Origin of the sequence: Corynebacterium sp. MSK035, from assembly GCF_030232615.1 — a bacterium.
In the GTDB taxonomy this organism is placed as follows: Bacteria; Actinomycetota; Actinomycetes; order Mycobacteriales; family Mycobacteriaceae; genus Corynebacterium; species Corynebacterium jeikeium_D.
Genome location: NZ_JASPJP010000022.1, coordinates 1 through 18,886 on the forward strand (window position 1 = coordinate 1; position 18,886 = coordinate 18,886).

At 59.1% G+C, this 18,886-nt stretch carries 16 protein-coding genes, 1 tRNA gene and 1 pseudogene; 11 read left to right on the forward strand and 7 right to left on the reverse strand.

From position 1 onward, the window contains the following. Positions 1–159: 159 nt before the first annotated feature. Positions 160–232: transfer RNA gene (locus QP978_RS10130), tRNA-Lys, on the reverse strand. A gap of 216 nt (positions 233–448) precedes the next feature. On the opposite strand from QP978_RS10130, the gene QP978_RS10135 reads away from it, so the two are divergent. The 7 genes and pseudogenes from QP978_RS10135 to phoU all read left to right on the forward strand — a co-directional run bounded on the left by QP978_RS10135 (position 449) and on the right by phoU (position 8,509). Further along, the gene (locus tag QP978_RS10135; RefSeq protein WP_088611730.1) at positions 449–2,038 is read left to right on the forward strand and encodes a cytochrome ubiquinol oxidase subunit I; all 1,590 of its coding nucleotides are present in this window, start codon (positions 449–451) and stop codon (positions 2,036–2,038) included. Between the two features lie 19 nt (positions 2,039–2,057). Further along, entirely contained in the window at positions 2,058–3,074 is a 1,017-nt protein-coding gene (gene cydB / locus QP978_RS10140) for a cytochrome d ubiquinol oxidase subunit II (RefSeq protein ID WP_049190244.1), read from the forward strand. 29 nt (positions 3,075–3,103) lie between these two features. Beyond that, positions 3,104–3,673 (forward strand): annotated as a pseudogene (locus QP978_RS10845) (ABC transporter transmembrane domain-containing protein); the annotation flags it as partial. A 118-nt stretch (positions 3,674–3,791) separates the two neighbouring features. After that, on the forward strand, positions 3,792–4,655 hold the full coding sequence (locus tag QP978_RS10850) for an ATP-binding cassette domain-containing protein (RefSeq protein WP_350309309.1): 864 nt from the start codon (positions 3,792–3,794) through the stop codon (positions 4,653–4,655). Beyond that, the gene (cydC, locus tag QP978_RS10150) at positions 4,652–6,391 is read left to right on the forward strand and encodes a thiol reductant ABC exporter subunit CydC (protein ID WP_284857142.1); all 1,740 of its coding nucleotides are present in this window, start codon (positions 4,652–4,654) and stop codon (positions 6,389–6,391) included. Before QP978_RS10850 ends, cydC begins: the two co-directional genes overlap by 4 nt. 132 nt (positions 6,392–6,523) lie before the next feature. Further along, a complete protein-coding gene (dusB, locus tag QP978_RS10155; RefSeq protein WP_049193809.1) occupies positions 6,524–7,681 on the forward strand; it encodes a tRNA dihydrouridine synthase DusB in 1,158 nt (385 codons plus the stop codon). A 90-nt stretch (positions 7,682–7,771) separates the two neighbouring features. Beyond that, the gene (gene phoU, locus QP978_RS10160; protein ID WP_080969597.1) at positions 7,772–8,509 is read left to right on the forward strand and encodes a phosphate signaling complex protein PhoU; all 738 of its coding nucleotides are present in this window, start codon (positions 7,772–7,774) and stop codon (positions 8,507–8,509) included. A gap of 439 nt (positions 8,510–8,948) precedes the next feature. On the opposite strand, the gene pstB is transcribed toward phoU, so the two are convergent. The 5 genes from pstB to mshD all read right to left on the reverse strand — a co-directional run bounded on the left by pstB (position 8,949) and on the right by mshD (position 14,373). Then, on the reverse strand, positions 8,949–9,725 hold the full coding sequence (gene pstB / locus QP978_RS10165) for a phosphate ABC transporter ATP-binding protein PstB (RefSeq protein WP_016421380.1): 777 nt from the start codon (positions 9,723–9,725) through the stop codon (positions 8,949–8,951). A 48-nt stretch (positions 9,726–9,773) separates the two neighbouring features. Next, positions 9,774–10,667: a phosphate ABC transporter permease PstA gene (pstA, locus tag QP978_RS10170; RefSeq protein WP_049173081.1), complete on the reverse strand. Its 894-nt coding sequence runs from the start codon at positions 10,665–10,667 to the stop codon at positions 9,774–9,776. A gap of 77 nt (positions 10,668–10,744) precedes the next feature. Continuing rightward, a complete protein-coding gene (pstC, locus tag QP978_RS10175; RefSeq protein WP_049173061.1) occupies positions 10,745–11,788 on the reverse strand; it encodes a phosphate ABC transporter permease subunit PstC in 1,044 nt (347 codons plus the stop codon). A gap of 237 nt (positions 11,789–12,025) precedes the next feature. Beyond that, the gene (pstS, locus tag QP978_RS10180; RefSeq protein ID WP_016421383.1) at positions 12,026–13,123 is read right to left on the reverse strand and encodes a phosphate ABC transporter substrate-binding protein PstS; all 1,098 of its coding nucleotides are present in this window, start codon (positions 13,121–13,123) and stop codon (positions 12,026–12,028) included. Between the two features lie 341 nt (positions 13,124–13,464). After that, a complete protein-coding gene (gene mshD / locus QP978_RS10185) occupies positions 13,465–14,373 on the reverse strand; it encodes a mycothiol synthase (protein WP_049173062.1) in 909 nt (302 codons plus the stop codon). A gap of 81 nt (positions 14,374–14,454) precedes the next feature. Between mshD and QP978_RS10190 the strand changes: the two genes are divergently transcribed. Both QP978_RS10190 and QP978_RS10195 read left to right on the forward strand, forming a co-directional pair. Further along, positions 14,455–15,312, forward strand: a complete 858-nt coding sequence (locus QP978_RS10190) for an LmeA family phospholipid-binding protein (protein WP_049173063.1) — start codon at positions 14,455–14,457, stop codon at positions 15,310–15,312. A gap of 101 nt (positions 15,313–15,413) precedes the next feature. Further along, entirely contained in the window at positions 15,414–16,094 is a 681-nt protein-coding gene (locus tag QP978_RS10195) for a heme-binding beta-barrel domain-containing protein (protein ID WP_016421386.1), read from the forward strand. Between the two features lie 34 nt (positions 16,095–16,128). On the opposite strand, the gene QP978_RS10200 is transcribed toward QP978_RS10195, so the two are convergent. Further along, the gene (locus tag QP978_RS10200) at positions 16,129–17,016 is read right to left on the reverse strand and encodes an aminodeoxychorismate lyase (RefSeq protein WP_049190238.1); all 888 of its coding nucleotides are present in this window, start codon (positions 17,014–17,016) and stop codon (positions 16,129–16,131) included. Between the two features lie 80 nt (positions 17,017–17,096). Between QP978_RS10200 and ygfZ the strand changes: the two genes are divergently transcribed. Both ygfZ and QP978_RS10210 read left to right on the forward strand, forming a co-directional pair. After that, positions 17,097–18,251 carry a CAF17-like 4Fe-4S cluster assembly/insertion protein YgfZ gene (ygfZ, locus tag QP978_RS10205; protein ID WP_284857143.1) on the forward strand — a complete coding sequence of 385 codons (1,155 nt, stop codon included), beginning with the start codon at positions 17,097–17,099 and terminating at the stop codon, positions 18,249–18,251. Between the two features lie 260 nt (positions 18,252–18,511). Further along, positions 18,512–18,694 (forward strand): DUF3073 domain-containing protein, encoded by a 183-nt coding sequence (locus tag QP978_RS10210; RefSeq protein WP_005511943.1) that lies wholly within the window; start codon positions 18,512–18,514, stop codon positions 18,692–18,694. The last annotated feature ends 192 nt before the right edge of the window (positions 18,695–18,886 follow it).

Below are 18,886 nucleotides of genomic sequence, written 5' to 3' on the forward strand. Positions count from 1 at the left end.
ACCTCGGCATCCAAAAAGGCTGGATCAAATAACCGCAACACGCCCGGAAAAGACACACTTTTCTTTACTTAACCCGAGAAGTAGGTGCCACAGAGGGCAAATACAGGCAAGATACTACAAAACCCCAGGCTGTTGATGACCTGGGGTTTTGCGTGCTTGTGGGCCCTGCGGGGCTCGAACCCGCGACCTGCGGATTAAAAGTCCGTAGCTCTACCAGCTGAGCTAAAGGCCCGCGCAACAAAATAGCCTAGCAATTACGCGCTTGTTTTTAATAATTGCCCTCCGGAGTTTTGCCCTGCCCGCGTCGATAAGTTCACACCCCGGAACTTTTTACCCCTCCTGTCCGACTGAATTAATAAGCAGGAATACTGCGGGCACTTGATGCAGGCTTCGACAAATCCGACGAAGTACACGCATCGTTTATGTCTACTTTTTCAGTCGAGGAAACATGGATGTCGTCGATATATCTCGTTGGCAATTTGGCATAACCACCGTCTACCACTTCATTTTTGTCCCACTGACAATTGGTCTAGCTCCGCTCGTCGCGCTCATGCAGACACTGTGGGCCACGACGAAAAATGACCTTTGGTACCGAGCGACGCGGCTTTTCGGCACCATCTTCATTATTAACTTCGCCATGGGCGTAGCCACGGGTATCGTCCAGGAATTCCAGTTCGGTATGAACTGGTCGGAGTACTCCCGCATGATCGGTGATGTCTTCGGCGGCCCGCTGGCTCTTGAAGGCCTCATCGCATTCTTCCTGGAATCCACTTTCCTGGGACTGTGGATTTTCGGCTGGGGGCGTATTCCCACCTGGATGCACACGCTCTCGATTTGGATTGTCGCTATTGCGGTGAATATCTCGGCGTATTTCATCATCGTCGCCAATTCGTTCATGCAGCATCCTGTAGGCGCGGTCTACAACCCGGAAACCGGCCGCGCAGAGCTTACAGACTTTGGCGCACTGTTGACCAACTCCACTGCCTTGGCAGCTTTCCCGCATGCCGTGGCCAGCTCTTTCCTTACCGCCGGCACGCTCGTTGTCGGCGTCAGTGGCTGGTGGCTGGTTCAGAGCCGCCGCGGTGGCCAGAGCAATACTGTTCACGAACGGACGTTTCACAAGTCCATGAAGGTCGGGCTCTGGACAACTGTGCTCAGCTCGCTGGCGGTGTTTATCACCGGCGATATCCAGGCCAAGCTTATGTTCGAGCAGCAGCCGATGAAGATGGCATCGGCCGAGTCCCTGTGCCACACGCAGACAGATCCAATGTTCTCGATTCTGACCGTCGGTACGCACAACAATTGCGACTCGGTGCTGCATCTCATCGAGGTGCCATGGGTGCTGCCATTCCTGGCCGAGGGCAAGTTCAGTGGCGTCACGCTCCAGGGCGTGCAGGACCTGCAAGAAAAAGCTGAGGCGGTCTTCGGCCCAGGCAATTACTCTCCGAATCTGTTCGTCACATACTGGTCTTTCCGCGCCATGATTGGGCTCATGGTCGGTTCTCTGGCTATCGCGTTTTTCGCTTGGCTATTTACTCGCAAGGGGCGCGTGCCGACGGGCAAGCGAGCCCGCATTTTCGCCGCTTGCAGTATCCTCGCGATTCCGTTCCCGTTCTTGGCCAGCAGCGCTGGCTGGATCTTTACGGAGATGGGCCGTCAGCCCTGGATTGTGCACCCGAACCCGGATCACGCGGGCGACCCGCGCACCGAGCTGATTCGCATGACCGTCGATATGGGTGTGTCCGACCACGCACCGGCCACGGTGATTATCACCCTGGTGGGCTTTACCCTGCTCTACCTGATTTTGGCAGTGGTGTGGTTCTGGTTGATTCGCCGCGCAGTTATTGCCGGACCTCCGACCGAATCCGCTGAGGCAATCAACGCCATCGGCAATGACCCCGAGCACGCTGGCCCATCGTCCCCAATCGCTACCGATCTGGGCGCGATCATCTCGTCTCCGGTTCGATTCAACAAGGTCCATGCCCAGTCCGCTGCCAGCCCCGACTCCGAAGTCTCCGCGACTGAGGACACAAAGTAGATAAGGATGTATCTCTGACATGTTCGGATTAGATCTTCCCGTTTTGTGGTTTATCCTGATCGCGTTCCTCTTCGCTGGCTACTTCCTGCTCGAGGGCTTTGACTTCGGCGTCGGAATGCTGCTGCCGTTCGTTGGCCGCGATGAACCGCGTCGTAAAGCGATGCTCGGAACTATCGGGCCGGTATGGGACGGCAACGAAGTGTGGCTAATTACCGCTGGCGGCGCGCTCTTCGCGGCATTTCCGGAATGGTATGCGTCCATGTTTTCCGGCTTCTACCTGCCGCTCTTCCTGATTCTGGTGGCGTTGATTGTCCGTATTGTCGGGCTGGAATGGCGCTTCAAAGTCAACGATGAGCGCTGGCGCGCCTGGTGCGACCGCGCAATCATCTTCGGCTCCTGGTTGCCGCCGATTCTGTGGGGCGTAGCGGTCGCGAACCTGGTGCGTGGTGTCCCGCTGAATGCCGACAAGAACTTGGACTCCGGCTTTAGTACCCTGCTCGGGTTGCTGAACCCGTACGCCCTGGTCGGCGGGATTGCGTTTGCGGCTGTGTTCGCTCTTCACGCAGTTACGTTCCTGCGGCTGAAGACCGCCGGCAAGCTACGCGACGAGGTCGGCAACGCCGCTCGAATTCCGGCACTGTCGGCGCTGATATTTGGCGGCGTGTTCCTCATCTGGACACAGCTGGGCTACGGAAAGACCTGGCTGTGGGCTGTTGTCGTCATCGCCGTCGCGGGGTTGGTCATTGCCATCTCCGCAACCGTAGGCAACCGCGATGGCATCGCTTTTTCCGCAACCGCGGTCACCGTAGTCGCCGTCACCACCGTTGTCTTCGGCGCCATGTACCCGTACCTGATGCCGACGACGCTTGCCGACGGAGTCTCCCTCGATATCTGGAATTCCGCCTCTAACCCTTACACGCTGAAAATCATGACCTGGACCGCGCTGGTGATTACCCCACTGGTGATTGCCTACCAGGCGTGGACATACTGGGTATTCCGCAAGCGGTTGATGGCTGAACGTAAGGTCTCGCAGTAGACCGTCCGTTGGAGGTTAGTTTCTAAAAAGTGGCACCTGTCGATCCGAAACTATTCAAGCTGTCGGCCCCAGCCTGGCGTTGGGTCATTTTCGCGGGCGCACTGACCGCCGCGAGCACAGGTGCCACAATCGCGTTGGGGCTGGCAATCGGCACTATTACGGCGCAGGTTCTGGGTGAGGCAACTCCTAATTGGACATTATTCGCGCTGGTAGCCACGGCCGCCGTGCTCGTTCGGGTGGCTTGCTCCTACGCGCTAGTGCGTTTTGGCCAATCTGCGGGTGCACGCGTGGCTACAGACCTGCGCAGCCGTGCACTGCGAGCCCTGGCTCTGCGCGATCCTCGCACTGTCGACACCGCGCACTGGCGCGCATTGCTTTCGGTCGGGCTCGATGGTGTGGCCGTCTACGTGGCGGACTTCCTCCCCGCACTGGTGGCCGCAGCGCTGGCTACCCCGATGGCACTGGCCGCGGTCGCATGGTTGGACCTCCCATCGGTTGCCATCGCGGTTGTCACGCTGCCTCTTATTCCGCTGTTCATGTGGCTGGTAGGTCGCCTCACTGAGGGCCGCACAGAACGCCGTCTGGCCGACATCGGCACGGTGCGTGGTCAGATTCTCGACCTGGTCATCGGCCTGCCAACGCTCAAAGCGCACAACATGGCCGACACCCCCCAGCGAGGAAATCAAGCGCCTGTCGACCCGCCACCGGAAATCCACCATGGAGGTCCTGCGCATCGCTTTCCTATCCGCGTCGGTCCTGGAATTCCTCACCACCCTGTCAATCGCCCTCATCGCCGTCGGCATCGGTTTCCGACTTCTGGGAGGCCACATGACACTGGCGACCGGCCTGGCAGTGCTCATCATCGCCCCAGAAATCTATGGCCCGGTGCGCCAGGTTGGCCAGAAATTCCACGCCGCCCAGGACGGTGTGGTCGCTGCCACCGAAGTCACGGAACTGTTAGACAAGGACGCTGGCCAGACTCCAAACTCCACAGACACCACCTCTGAAACTGTGGAAGAGGTGGCCGAAGGAACGTCGTCAAGCAGTGTCCACAGCGCCCCCACGGTCGTGTTCGAACGCCTTTCCGCGCCGGGGCGAGACGGCGTGCGGCCAAGTGAATTAAGCGCCATCGCGCAGCCAGGCACAGTGACGGTGCTGGCGGGGCCGAACGGCGTGGGCAAGACGACAGCGCTGCTTGCGGTCGCCGGCATCGTGCACGAGGGGTTGGAAGGCTCCGTAACTATTCGCGACGGCCAGCGCATTCTCCGTGACCAGGATCTGCTGCGGCGCATCGCGTGGCTGCCCCAGCGCCCAGTGTTGGACGCAGCGACGGTGGGAGACAATTCGCGGCGCTCGCTCGGGCAACGTCAGCGGGAGGCGCTTCGGCGCGAGCTTGCCGACGACACCCGCGACCTCGTCCTCCTCGATGAACCGACAGCTCACCTGGATGCCGACAGTGCGCAGTCCGTGATTAGGCTCCTGCACGCACGTGCCCGGCGCGGAGCCACAGTGATTGCCACCAGCCATGATCCGCTGTTGATTGCAGCCGCCGACGGCGTGGTGGAGGTGCAGTCGCGATGACTACTCTGCAAGCGCTTCGTCGCCTGGTGAAACCCCGCGACCTGGTGTGGCCGGTGTTGGCGGGCATCATCACGCTGCTGTCCGCGCTGAGTCTGACCGTGGTGTCGGCGTGGCTGATTACGCGTTCTTGGCAGATGCCACCGCTGATGGACATCACCTTGGCGGTGACGTCTGTGCGCGCGCTGGGTATTTCGCGAGCTGCGTTTCGATACCTCGACCGGTTGGTCTCCCACGATGTGGCGTTGCGCACCGCCGAGCGCTCGCGCGTGAAGCTATGGGAGCATTTCGTGGCCGACCGTACGCTGGCACTGCGTGAGCGTTCTGATATTGTCACAGCGCTCGGGACGAGTATTGACGCACTTGCCGATGCCGTCGTGCGTTCAATAGTGCCCGCATTAGTGGCGCTTATGACCTCCCTCATCGCCGTCATCTTTGTGGCTCTACTCTCGCCTGCCGCTGCGGTTCTCCTGGCGGTGGGACTGCTTCTGGCCGGCGGCGTTGCTCCTTACCTGACGTATCGCGCCACTGCGCGCTCAAGTCAGCGTCGCGCGGCCGCGATGCAGTCGCATGCTGCTGCCGTCGAAGCGCTGCTTTCCGACGCCGCCGGCCTGCGTATCCACGGCCAGTTGGATGAGGCAGTCTCTGCCGCGTCATCCTCCAGCAAAACGGTTGCGGCCATCGATGACGCCACAGGTCGAGCAAATGCCCGCGCCTCCGCGCTGAGCACCGCGGCCAGCGTGTTGACCGCTGTCCTGACCGTGGTCGTAGCGTCATGGTTGGTGACGGATTCGGCCGGGGGCGCTGGCGGCGGTTTACTGCACTCCCCCGAGTGGCTGACAGTTCTGGTTCTGGTGCCGCTGGCGGCTTTTGAGTCGGTTGGTCCGCTGCCAGCTGCTGCGCAAACACTGGCGCAATCGAGGGAAGCCTTGCTGACGCTCGCGTCAAGTGCGAGTGAATCAGGGGAAGCGGATGCCATGCGCTCAGCCCCAGCCCCCACAGCGCCAATTCACACGTCCACGCTCCCTCAGAACCACCTAGCAGTTCGGCCAACTCTGCAGGTTCAAGACTTGATCGTGGGCTACCCCGACGACAACAGTTCGAATACTGCGGAAGAGCCCGCTGCCCAGCCAGCTCAACTGCCGATGCAAAACTTCGAGGTCACCTTTGGCGACTACCGGGAGATCACGGCGCCGTCGGGAAGCGGAAAGACCACGCTGCTGAAAACAATCGCCGGACAAATCCCGCCGGTTGCGGGCACGGTGACTATCATTGACGGAGACGGACGTGAGCTGTGGCGCAGTGCGGCAAGTGCCGGAGAGCCCCACGTAAACACGGAGCAGTGCGACCTGGTGCGCTTCGTCGCCGAGGATGAGCATATCTTCGCCACGACGGTGCGGGACAACATCTCTATTGGTAACCCGCAGGTCAGCGACGAGGACATTTACTCCGTACTGGACGCCGTGGGCCTGCGCAATTGGGTCAATGCCGCACCCGACGGCCTGGACACGATTCTGGACAGCGGCGCGGACAGTCTCTCGGGTGGTCAGCGACGCAGGCTCATTCTCACCCGTGCGCTTGTCAGCACAGCGCCAATTTTGCTTCTCGACGAGCCCACTGAACACCTCGACGAGGAGTCGAGTCACATCCTGGAAATTCTCCGCAATACCACCGACCTGCCCGGTGGGAGGGGGCGCCGAACGGTGATCGTCGTCAGGCATCCGCGGACGCAGCGCTAACCGGGGCGATCCGATCTGCCAGATAAAACAGATTCGAAAACGGCAGTTCAGCGTGACACAATACTGTACGTGTTAGATACCTCCACGAGTCCACTCAGTGCCGCCACACCCGCCGATGCCACGTCCGCGCACATGCACATCGGCCCCTTTGAGCTCGCCTCCCCCGTGGTACTCGCGCCGATGGCCGGTATCACCAACGTGGCATTCCGCACGCTGTGCCGCGAGCAGGAGCTGCAGCGTACAGGCACGGTCTCCGGTCTCTACGTCTGCGAGATGGTCACCGCCCGCGCATTGGTCGAACGCAATGAAAAGACCATGCACATGACCACCTTCGCGCCCGACGAGAACCCCCGCAGCCTGCAGCTCTACACCACTGACCCGAAGTGGACCTACGAGGCCGCGAAGATGATCGTCGACGAAAACCTCGCCGACCACATCGACATGAACTTCGGTTGCCCGGTACCAAAGGTCACCCGCAAGGGCGGCGGCTCGGCGCTGCCATATAAGCGTCGCCTCTTCGGCAACATCGTCGCCGCAGCGGTCAAGGCCACGGAGGGCACGGACATCCCGGTGACCGTGAAGTTCCGCGTCGGCATCGATGACGAGCACCACACGCACCTCGACGCCGGCCGCATCGCCGCCGAGATGGGCGCCCAGGCTGTGGCTCTGCACGCCCGCACTGCAGCGCAGCGCTACTCCGGCCACGCTGACTGGTCGCAGATCGCGCGGCTGAAGGAGCACATGGTCGACTCCGGCTTCAGCGATATCCCAGTGCTTGGCAACGGCGATATCTTCGCCTCCACCGATGCCCGCAAAATGCTCGACGAGACCGGCTGCGACGGTGTCGTCGTCGGTCGCGGCTGCCTTGGCCGCCCGTGGCTGTTCGCGCAGTTGTCCGCCGAGCTGCGTGGCGAAGAAGTGCCGCCGGCACCAACATTTGGTGAGGTCGCGGGGATTATCCGTCGTCACGCGGAACTGCTCGTGGAGCACGAGGGCGAGCGTAAGGGCTGCCGCGACCTGCGCAAGCACATTGCCTGGTACCTGCGGGGATACCCTGCCGGCAGTGAGGTGCGGAAGTCTCTTGCGCGCGTCGATTCGCTGGCAACGCTCGACGAGATTCTCGCACCGCTTTACGACGGCCCCAGCGCCCACGCCCGCCCGGAGGACGCCGACGGCGCCCGCGGCCGACAGGGGTCCCCTGCAAAGGTGGTCTTGCCGGAGGGCTGGCTGGACGACCCGGAGGACGACACCGTGCCCGAGGGCGCGGAGATTATGCACTCCGGTGGCTAAGCTTCGGTTCTGAGCGAGTGTTTACATAACTTTACGAGGGGTAATTGGGGGCTCCCCACTAACGCGCGACGTTGTTGAGGATTGCCTACTATGGAACGCATGCGCACTGTCTACCGAGAACAAATGGACAACTTGGCTCACAGCCTGATTGTGATGTGTGACCGAGTTGGCTCCATGCACAAGCTTGCGAACAAGGCCCTCTTCGAGGCTGATTTGGTCTCGGCTGAAACAGTTCTTTCCCAGATTGATTCTCTCGAGGACCTGCGCCAGGATGCGGAGCAGCGAGCCTTCGAGCTGTTGGCCCGCGAAGCTCCTGTGGCTGGTGATCTCCGACAGATTGTCAGTGGCCTCTACATTGTCGAGGACATCTCCCGCATGGGCGCATTGAGTGTGCATATTGCCAACGTTGCCCGGCGTCGCCACCCGAACAAGGCACTACCAGAGCCCGTGGAGGGGTTCTTCCGCGAGATGGCCTCCGTATCTGAACAGATGACGCACGAAACCCGTCAGGTGCTCATCGACTACGACGTTGACCAGGCATTGGCCTTGGATAAGACCGATGACAGCATCGATGACATTCACCAGCACCTGTTTACGCTGACCAACGACGATAATTGGCCGCACTCCCCTGCGCAGACAGTGGATGTCACTCTGCTGAGCCGCTTCTACGAGCGTTACGCGGATCACGCTGTCGAGGTTGCCGCCCGGATTATTTACCTGGCCACCGGTTACAAGCGCGATGTCTACCTGGACAAGCTCGAGGATGAGCGCGACCAGCGCAGCTTTAACCAACGCCTGCAGGCCTTGGAGCGTCACCTGCGTATGTAGGTCCGTGAAGCTGCAGGCTGTTGGGAGGCTGGGCTGTTGGGGGGGGGTGTTTGGGCTGCGCTGAAGGGATGTTGGGGGTGGCTGCTGGCCTGGGGCGCGGGTTTTTAGGCCGGAGTGGAGCCGTTTTTAAGCCACACCAGGCTAAACACCTCCCCAGCCACAACACCGCCTCAAACCGAGAAACTGACTAGGTTTATGACACTTTACTGTGAGTAACCGCTATTCATCTGACATAAACCTAGTCAGTAACTGCTTGATCCCGCCACAAAAACTGTTTTCCCCGGCACAAATCACCTCCGCGGTTAGACAATCAGGTGGCAAAACATGTGCGCGACATAGCAATCTCATAAACTGCAACAACAATAAGAACCCCGTACCTCGCGTGAACACGCGTGAAGTACGGGGCTCTTATTGGCTTATTACGGCATACGCAAAGCGTTTAGCCGAAGCGACCGGAGATGTAGTCCTCGGTTTCCTTCTTGTCTGGATTCTCGAAGATCTTCTTGGTCGGGCCAACCTCAACCAGGCGACCCGGCTTACCGGTTGCCTCGAGGGAGAAGAATGCGGTCTGATCGGACACACGAGCTGCCTGCTGCATGTTGTGGGTCACGATGACGATGGTGAATTCTTCCTTCAGCTCATGAATCAGGTCCTCGATTGCCAGGGTGGAAATCGGGTCCAGTGCGGAACACGGCTCATCCATCAGCAGAACTTCCGGCTCAACTGCAATTGCACGTGCGATGCATAGACGCTGCTGCTGACCACCGGAGAGGCCGCCACCCGGCTTGTCCAGGCGGTCCTTGACCTCATCCCAGAGGTTGGCGCCGCGCAGGGACTTCTCGGCAACCTCCTGGAGATGAGCCTTGTTTTTAACACCGGCCAACTTCAGGCCAGCCACGACGTTGTCCTCGATGGACATGGTCGGGAACGGGTTCGGACGCTGGAACACCATACCGATGGTGTTACGAACGGAGACCGGATCGATCTTCGGGCCATAGATGTTTTCGCCGTCGAGAAGCACCTCGCCAGTGACGTAGGCACCCGGGATGACCTCGTGCATACGGTTCAGCGAACGGAGCACGGTGGACTTACCACAGCCGGACGGGCCAATGAATGCGGTAACGGAACGCGGCGGGACGTGCAGGTCGACGTTCTGCACAGCGTGGAAATCGCCGTAGTAGATGTTGACATCGTTAAGGTCTAGGCGCTTAGCCATGGTCTTTCAAAAACCTTCCTTGAAATAGCGGACGTTAGGCGCCCAGCATTAACTGCTCTTGACGGAGAACTTGGCGGATACGAAGCGCGCCAGGATATTGATGAGGGCAATGATGAGAACCAGCGTGAGCGCTGCGCCCCACATCTTGTCGAATGCCGCACCGGTATTACCGGCCTTGTACATGTCCAGCATGAACAGCGGCAGCGAGGACTGCGACTGGCCGAACGGGTTATAGGTGATGATTCGCGAGGTTGCAACCAGGATCAGCATCGGTGCGGACTCACCCATGACGCGGGCGACGGCCAGCATGACGCCGGTGACGATGCCCGACAGTGCGGTCGGGAGCACAATCTTCAAAATGGTCTTCCACTTCGGAACACCCAGAGCGTAAGAGGCTTCACGCAACTCGTGCGGAACGATGCGCAGCATTTCCTCGGTGTTGCGCACAACGATCGGCAGCATCAGCAGAACCAGCGCCAGCGAGACAGCGAAACCGGAACGGCTCATGCCGAACATGACCACCCACATCGAGTAGATGAACAGCGACGCGACGATCGACGGCACACCGGAGAGGATGTCGACCATGAAGGTGGTGACCTTGCCCAGACGGGAGTTACCTGCATACTCGACCAAGTAGATGGCGACGAAGATACCGAACGGCACGGTCATGAGAGTCGTGACCAGAGCCTGAACCAAGGTACCGACGATTGCGTGAGCAACACCACCGGCAGACGCACCAACAGTGACACCACGCTGGGAAGCAGTCCACCACTCACCACTCAGCAGTGACGGGGTGCCTCGGACGACAAGCTCGAAGAGAACCCACACCAGCGGGATCAGGGCAAGAGCCATGCAGCAGTAAATGAGGACCGTGGAGACGTTGTCTGCCACCTTGCGGGAACCCTTAATTTGGGTGAAAGCCGACTCCGTGGTGGGGACCATGTCTGCAGGGCCGTGAGGCGAAGAATCAGTAGTTGAACTAGTCATTGTTACTTCTCGTTTCTTTTCCTACGACCTTGCTACTTCTTCGCAATCATTCGGGCTGCGGAGTTGACCACGAAGGTCAGCAAGAACAGCACCAAACCTGCGGACATGTATGCGCCGGCCTTGAGGTTGTCATTGAACTCTGGTGCCGCATTAGCAATTGCGGTTGCGAAGGTGGTACCACCATCGAAAAGCGAGCCACGGAATGCCGAGGACGGGGAGATCACGAGGTAGAGAGCCATCGTCTCACCGAGAGCACGTCCCAGACCCAGCATCGAGCCGGAGATAAAGCCAGAACGACCGAATGGCAGAATAGCCAGCTTGACCATCTCCCAACGGGTCGCACCGAGAGCCAGCGATGCCTCAATGTGACCACGCGGGGTCTGAACAAAGACCTCACGGGTGGTAGCCGCGATAACCGGCAGAATCATAATTGCCAGCACAATGCCACCGGTGAAGAGGTTTCGACCGGTCTCGAATGCCGGCGAGTTTGGGTACAGGGCAAACATCGGGATAAAGCCCAGTGTCTTAGCCAACCACCCGTACAGACCAGCCAAGGCCGGACCGAGAGCCATAAAGCCCCACAGACCGTAAACAATCGACGGCACTGCGGCCAGCAAATCCACGAGGTAACCCAGCGGCTTGACCATCTTCTTTGGAGCATAGGCAGTCAGGAAGATGGCAATACCCAGCGCAACCGGCATAGCCAGAATCAGCGCCAGGATGGAAACCGCGACGGTCACCAGAAACATGTTCGGAATACCGAAGTACATGGCGGAGGTATCCGCCAGGTTCCATCGTTCGGTGTAGGTGAAGAAGTTCGCTTCGTTACGGGACATTGCCGGAACTGCGCGCAGGAGCAGGAACACTGCAATTGCGATGATGGCAGCAGTCACCAATGCGGAAGATCCTACCGCCAGAATCTTGAAGATTCGGTCACCAGGACGAACAACGCCGGTCTGAATGGCTTGCTCTTCCGAGCTCTCGTCGCCGGAGGAATCCACCTGCGGTGCTGAGGACTGCAACAGACTGCTGTCTACAGCCTCCTGCTTCCCTTCAATGGGAGTCGAGGAACTCATGATCTCATTTCCTAAGTAGAAGTGATTTGTGCTTCAACGCACATGAAGACCGATTGGCCTCAGTACCCCTCTACGAGCGGTACCCAATCAACTGAGGTGTCGATATATAAAGCCAACCGGTCTACGTCAGGTTTTCGGCCTACAGCTCAAATCTGCGTGGCCGGCTGAAGTGACCCTCGCGCCAACTGGGGTAACGACAGAGCTCACTCTGCTTTCACCCGCGTTGCACGCAAAGAATTACTTGATAGCGTCAACCGCTGCGGACAGCTTGTCCTTGAACTCACCTTGAACCGGGATGTAACCCAGCTCTTCGAGCTCTGGGCCCTGGCCCTCTTCCAGAACAACCTTCAGGAAGTTCTTAACCAGGTCACGAGTCTGCTCGTCGTAACCAGCGGAGCAGACGATTTCGTAAGTGGTCAGAACCAGCGGGTAAGCGCCTTCCTCATCCATTGCGAACAGAGCGTCGGTGTCAACAACCATGTTGTGACCCTCAGTCTTGAACGTGACGGAATCCAGAGCCTTACCGACGGTGTCGTTGTTCAGCTCAACCGGACCATGACCGAAGTCCATCTTGGCGATGCCCAGGTCCTTGTCCTCAGCGAAGCCAGCCTCGACGTAGGTGATAGCACCGTCGATGTTGGCGACCTCGTTGACAACACCAGCCGAGCCGTTAGCACCCTGGCCAGTAGCAGTCGGGAAGGACTTGGAAGCCTCGTGCTGCCACTGCTCCGGAGCAGCTGCGCTCAGGAACTTCATGAAGTTATCAGTAGTACCGGACTCCTCAGAGCGGTAGACAACCTTGATGTCCTTCTCCGGAAGATCGACACCCTCGTTGACCTCAGCGATCTTCGGGTCGTTCCACTTGGTGATCTTGCCGTCGAAGATTTCAGCAACCAGAGCCGGGGTCAGAGCGACGTCAACACCCTCGAGGTTGTAGGCAACGGCAACCGGACCGATAACCATCGGCAGGTGCCATGCTTCATTGCCGTCGCAGCGCTTCTTAGCCTCTGCGACCTGGTCCTTGCCGTCCTTCTCCTTCAGCGGGGAGTCAGAGCCAGCGAAAGCAACGGTGCCGGCAATGAACTGAGTCTGACCGGAACCAGAGCCAGATGCGTTGTACGACAGGGTCGAGCCGGTCTCTTCAAACTTGGTGGCAAACAAATCCATGGCGCGCTGCTGCGAGGTAGCGCCCTCGCCCTGCAGCTCACCGGTGACGTCAGCCAGACCCTCAACGTTAGAAGCGCCTTCGCCGCCCTCTTCAGAACAAGCAGCCAGGGTAAGGCTTGCAACAGCGGCCAAACCAATGACAGATGCCGCACGGTTCTTCTTCAGCACAGTAAATCCTCCGGGGTTTTACACAATGAGTGAAACAGTTCACGTGGAACCGCCACACTCCGGTCCACTGCGCTGAACCTATCTACCGATAGTAACCGGAACCTGTTCAGAACATTAACAATTGGTGAACGGCGCAAGTAATTCTTTATTTATCCTCATTTTCCCTGTAAGAGGCCCTAAAATGCGCCCCTGAAACACTGAGGATTGGACAGCATCTCCTCAAAAACACAAGAATCATTGCCCCCGCGCCAGAGGAAAACCACCTAAAACTGAGATAAAGCTAAGCTCCCCCTTCAACAACTCGCCTTCAATAACTCCCCCAATAAACCGAACCGTCGCATCTACGCACCGTACATCACATCACGGCGGGCCACCTCGAAACCGACCGCACGGTACGTGCGCACTGCCGGCGCATTGTCGCCTTCCACATAGAGAATTACCTTTTCCGCTCCCCGGTTCCGGAGATAGGAAAGCCCAACATTGGTCAGCCATCGCCCCAGGCCACGTCCGCGTGCCTTCGAGCTCAGCCCGATCACATACACCTCACCAGTTGGCACAGACTCCTCGGCGTGCCACTTCGTCCAGTGGAAACCGCAAATCTCCTCCGCACTGTCGCGCGCCCCGGCCACATCCGCAGCAAAGAAAACGCCCTCCGGGTCGAACCACTGCACGTTTCGAGCTCGATCGAGTTGTGGCTGCGACCAACCACCCTGCTCCGGATGCCAGTCAAACGCCTCGTTATTCACAGCCAACCACGCCCGATCCACGGCCGCCTCACCCCACTTCGCACGTGCCGCAGTCAGGGTTAGCGCTTCAACATCATCACGCTTATCGACGTCCCCCGCCGCCTTCTCCAACGCTGAGCCCGAAATGGACATCTGCAACAGCTCGCGGACGACCTTGCGTCCCGTCAACTCTGCCAAACGGCTGGCACCGGCAACATCACCGTGAGCCCAGATAGGCAGGCGCTCGCCAACCTCAGCATCGATGTGCGCAAGCAGCTTCGCCCCGACTCCTTGCTTACGAAACTCCGGATCAACAACCATCTCCACTGCATCCGGCGCAACGGCTGCCAGGCCCAAGTAACGGTCGTTCTCAATAATCGCAAAGTGTCGATGCCCGAAAGAGTCGTCGTCAAGCCCTCGGACGAAAGCCTCGCCGAACGCCTCCACGCCGTCGGTGGAGTGGGCGTGCTGCAGCAGCGTACTGGCGACGGTGGTGTCTACGTCAAGCAGTTCGGTTACGTTCATACGCCCCACCCTATACACAGCAGCGAATTCAACACTTCCCCGATGTCGTCTGAGCCAAAAGCGATGGGGTACTAATAGAGTGTGTCCATTTCCCGACGACAGAAGAAGATCGGTGGCTCTATCCTCGCCGTTGCCGCGCTGGTAGTCGCCACCGACATGGGCTTCGCCAGCCATGCGGAGTACAAGCTCTCCGAGCATATTCAGGAGACTGCTCAGCTGGAGATGACCCCATACGTCGCCATTGGTGGCAAGGCCTACTTGTCTTCCTTTGTTACGGGTAAGTGGAGCTCCGTAACCTCGCGCATCCGCGATGTCGAGGTGCCCGACTTCGGCTTGGTATCTCTGGAGTACGGAGCTTCCAACGTTAAGATCCCGGCATCGGCAGTGCTCAGCGGTAATTTCCCAGAATCGCCGACGAAGCAGTACTTCACTAAGCTCTCGCTCGACGGAGTCTCTCTGGGAAACAAGCTGGGACTGACCGATTTGAGCATCCAGAGCCTGAAGGACTCCTCCCCCACCGGCGGCTGGGAGACCGAGGCTATCTTCGAGGCCACGCCAGCCGGATGGCAGGGAAAAACCCAGGTTACGGCGAAGTTGCGCATTGTCAGCCGCGACGTGGTCATTACGCCGATGGAGATTATTTCTGCGCCCTCGTCCCCAACGGATTCTAAGAACCACGTCAAACCTGAGCTGTCTGAGGCTGATACGCAGCACATTATGGACACCTTCGCTCTGACACTGCGGGATTCAGATATACCGATGGGCATGCCGGCGACTCGCGTGTACGTGTCGGGCGGTTCTATCACCATCGAAGGCGAACAGATTCTGTGCACCGTGTCGCCAACAAACTTCATGCCGCCGACATCCCAGCAGGATGCCGAGGCGTCAGCTCAATCCACGGAGAAGCTGCCGGAGAAGAACTGTCGGGTGCGTCGCTAAGGCCGTCGTCAAGCATCGCCGTTAAGCGTCGGTGCAGCGTTAGCACCATGCGACAACAGCCCATACATGGCCACAAGAGCTTCAGCGGTAGAGTGTGAAGCATGACCGAGAAGAATGGCAGCAACCAGACAGACGCCGCTGCACAGGAGCCTGCAGCTGCGGAAGCCCCTCGCCTCGACGGCAACGAGGCCATCAACCGCGCGGCCGAACAGGCCAAGAGCACCGCTACGCGCAACATCACTGAGCTTGAGGGGCTCCCGATCCCCGACGAGACCGCGAATCTGCGCTTCGGCCCGAATATTCACGACGGCCTGCTGGCACTACTGCCGCTGGTCGGCGTGTGGCGCGGTGAGGGGCAGGCGAACACTGTCGTCGACGGCGAGTACAACTTCGGCCAGCAGCTCATTTTCAGCCACGATGGCGAGAACTACCTGAAGTATGAGTCGCGCATCTGGAAGCTGGACGAAGAAGGCAAGCCGACCGGCCCTGACCAGCGCGAAACAGGATTTTGGCGCATTAACAACGAGGACGAGATTGAGTTCATCTGCGTCCACTCCACCGGCGTCACTGAGATCTACTACGGCAAGCCGGTTTCCGAGCGTGCATGGGAACTGCAGGCAGCCTCCACAATGGTCACTGCTACCGGTCCTGCATCCCTTGGCCCGGGCAAGCGCCTCTACGGTCTGATGCCGAACAATGATCTCGGGTGGGTAGACGAGCGCCTGCGGGATGAGGAGTTCGCTCCCCGCATGTCCGCGCAGCTCAAGCGCTACGCGGGCTAGGTTCTCCCCGCTTTACGACGGGCGTTGTGGGGCCCTACTGCGTCGCCAGCGCCTTGTCACACAGGTCGCGGAATTCCTTTTCCGCGATTGCATCCGGCTGCCGGATGGGCTCACCATCGATGGACTTAACCACGACCGCGATACGCACCGAAGACACCAGCCATACCGCATCGGCGGTGAATAGGTCCCCGGGCACCAGGACCGTCGGGGTGACTTTCCAGCCGCAGTTGGCGGCTGTTTCAAACAGCGCTGCCTGAGTTGTGCCCGGCAGCACTCCTTCACCGGGGTTGGGAGTCAGCAGCTCATTGCCGCGCTGAACGATGATGGTCGATGTTGGGCCTTCCAAGAGCTTGCCCTCTGCGGAGGTGAAGATGACATCGTCAAACCCCTTGGACTTGGCATAGCGCAAAGCGGCCATATTAGCTGCGTATGACAACGTTTTCGCGCCGATGAGCGCCCACGGTGCACGGGAGCCAAGGTCGAGCGAGAAACCGCGCTCTGCAAGCATGACCGATACCGGCTTCAGACGGTTTTCCGCCACCTTTTCCGCGGAGCTAGCCAAAACGTAGCCAGTCGGCTCTCCGGTGGACTCGCGACCACGCGAGTACACCCACCGCAACGTCGCATCCCCCTCAATTGACCTATCGCGCAACTCCTGTAGTGCGACCTCGGTAGCCGCCCGCCACTGCTGCAGATCTGGGGTTGGCAAATCCAGCATTAGCGCTGACGATGCGAATCGCTTCTCATGCCGGTCGGTATTACAGGTATGACCACCCCTGACCAGGAGTGTTTCAAAAACTCCGTCGCCGCGAATAGCTCCGAGATCATCCGCGTAGAGGAACGGCTGTCCTGCCTCGACAGCAATCGGGCCGCCGTCTGCGAAGACGTCGATAAGCACTAGAGAAGAAAGCGAATCCGTCATACACACAAGCTTAATCCATGCTTAATTTGAGGATTTCTGGTTAACATGAGGGAGTGAGTGTTGAGTATGTAAGTCCTTTGATGTCTCACGTGGCTGGCGCCGCTGCCCTCGAACTGGGCGGACAGATGGAAGGTTTGGAGAAGGCCTCAGAGAACGCCCCAGACGGAAACTCAGCGAAAACCGTTGAGCAAACCGCAGGGCAAGCTAGCGTGGCATGGCACTACGGCCGTCCGCTGGTAGAGCAACGTCATCTGCAGGAGGACTGCGGCGTAGTAGATCGCTCGTACTACCGCGTTATTGAGGTCACTGGCGAGGATCGCCTGACCTACCTCAACACACTTTTTTCGCAGAAGGTCGACGAAGCCGCTCCCGGCACTGTCACTGAAGCACTGAACCTGGATGCAAACGGTCACGTTCTCCATCACATGACGTTGACTGTTTTGGACGATTCCGTGCTTATCGATGTGCCCCCTGCTGGCTTCGACTCCCTGTTGAAGTACCTGAACATGATGGTGTTCTGGTCCAAGGTGGAAATTGCTGAAGTAGAACGGGCGATTATTTCCGTCATGGGGCCGAATGCCCCTGAGGTACTGGTAGCCGCTGGCCTCGCATTCCCGCAGGTGGGCAAAGCTACGACTGTGGGACATTCCTACGTCCGGCACCTGCCGTGGCCACGCGGCGGGCGTGTGGATGTGCTCGTGCGCCGACAGGATGTAGTCGGCGCTTGGGACGCGTTGGTAGCTGCTGGCGCTTCCCCCGTTGGTCTGATGGGCTGGGAGGCCGAACGCGTAGTCTCCTTGCGCCCAGAGCTGGGAATCGACGTAGACGAGAAGATGATTCCGCATGAGGCTCCGCGCTGGATCGCCTCTGAATTCGACACGGCTGCCGTGCACTTGGACAAGGGCTGCTATCGCGGCCAAGAGACGGTATCACGTGTCCACAATGTTGGTCGCTCCCCACGAGTTTTGGTGATGCTGCAGCTCGACGGCTCGGCCACGCTGCCGGAAACCGGCGATCCAGTGATGATGGGCAAGCGCGCCGTGGGCCGCGTGGGCACCGTCGTGCAACATGCCGATTACGGCCCGATTGCATTGGCGCTGCTTAAACGCTCAGCTCAGGAGCGCGAGGGCCTTGTGGTGGGTGACTGCGCCGTGGCCGTCGACCCCTCCTCCATCGACCGCGTTGAGCAGCTGCCGCCGGGCCGTGTGGCCATCAACCGCCTGCGAGGGAAATAGGTAACAGGAAATAGGTAAAGCCACCAGACAGAGTGGTGAAAAAATAACTTTTTCCATTCTTTTTCAGAAAGGATATTTCCCCAGGTCACTACACATATTGAGTTGCCTGAGCGCGAGGACACAACCCACTATGGGCCTCCCCGCGTAACCCCTTCGTCTAAAAATCGGCTATGGTGTCTTACAGGAATTAACGCAATAAGACATAAGTGGGTCGGCCGTATCCCCGTGCCGTCCCACGGATTACACAAGGGGGTCAGGCCATGGGTCGCGGCCGTGCGAAAGCAAAGCAGGCGAAGGTTGCCCGTCAGCTCAAGTACGATTCACCAGAAATGGATTTGGAACGTCTGCAGCGGGAACTCGTCGGCAAGTCGAACGAGTCCGATCGAGACGACTATTACTCTGACTGGGAGGAATGGGCCTCAGGCGCTGGTCGCGACAGCTAGCGCAAGCTAACCGCTGTCGTATTTTCCGCAAAGCGTTTCTATTTCAATAAAGCAAGCACCCACCAACGATTCCGTTGGTGGGTGCTTGCTTTTGCTTAGTCGACTGCGTTTATGTTGGGTTAAGTAGCAAAAAGTGTGTCCGCTCGGCGTGTTGCGGGGCGGGCACACCGTTTGTTACTTCATGGGGCCTTT

Bases quoted from the DNA above. Each gene is read 5' to 3' on its own strand.
- cydB (WP_049190244.1), top strand. From the start codon at position 2,058: ATGTTCGGATTAGATCTTCCCGTTTTGTGGTTTATCCTGATCGCGTTC.
- cydC (WP_284857142.1), top strand. From the start codon at position 4,652: ATGACTACTCTGCAAGCGCTTCGTCGCCTGGTGAAACCCCGCGACCTG.
- phoU (WP_080969597.1), top strand. From the start codon at position 7,772: ATGGAACGCATGCGCACTGTCTACCGAGAACAAATGGACAACTTGGCT.
- QP978_RS10135 (WP_088611730.1), top strand. From the start codon at position 449: ATGGATGTCGTCGATATATCTCGTTGGCAATTTGGCATAACCACCGTC.
- QP978_RS10195 (WP_016421386.1), top strand. From the start codon at position 15,414: ATGACCGAGAAGAATGGCAGCAACCAGACAGACGCCGCTGCACAGGAG.
- QP978_RS10210 (WP_005511943.1), top strand. From the start codon at position 18,512: ATGGGTCGCGGCCGTGCGAAAGCAAAGCAGGCGAAGGTTGCCCGTCAG.
- dusB (WP_049193809.1), top strand. From the start codon at position 6,524: ATGCACATCGGCCCCTTTGAGCTCGCCTCCCCCGTGGTACTCGCGCCG.
- pstA (WP_049173081.1), bottom strand. From the start codon at position 10,667: ATGGTCCCCACCACGGAGTCGGCTTTCACCCAAATTAAGGGTTCCCGC.
- mshD (WP_049173062.1), bottom strand. From the start codon at position 14,373: ATGAACGTAACCGAACTGCTTGACGTAGACACCACCGTCGCCAGTACG.
- QP978_RS10850 (WP_350309309.1), top strand. From the start codon at position 3,792: ATGGAGGTCCTGCGCATCGCTTTCCTATCCGCGTCGGTCCTGGAATTC.
- QP978_RS10200 (WP_049190238.1), bottom strand. From the start codon at position 17,016: ATGACGGATTCGCTTTCTTCTCTAGTGCTTATCGACGTCTTCGCAGAC.
- ygfZ (WP_284857143.1), top strand. From the start codon at position 17,097: ATGTCTCACGTGGCTGGCGCCGCTGCCCTCGAACTGGGCGGACAGATG.
- pstC (WP_049173061.1), bottom strand. From the start codon at position 11,788: ATGAGTTCCTCGACTCCCATTGAAGGGAAGCAGGAGGCTGTAGACAGC.
- pstB (WP_016421380.1), bottom strand. From the start codon at position 9,725: ATGGCTAAGCGCCTAGACCTTAACGATGTCAACATCTACTACGGCGAT.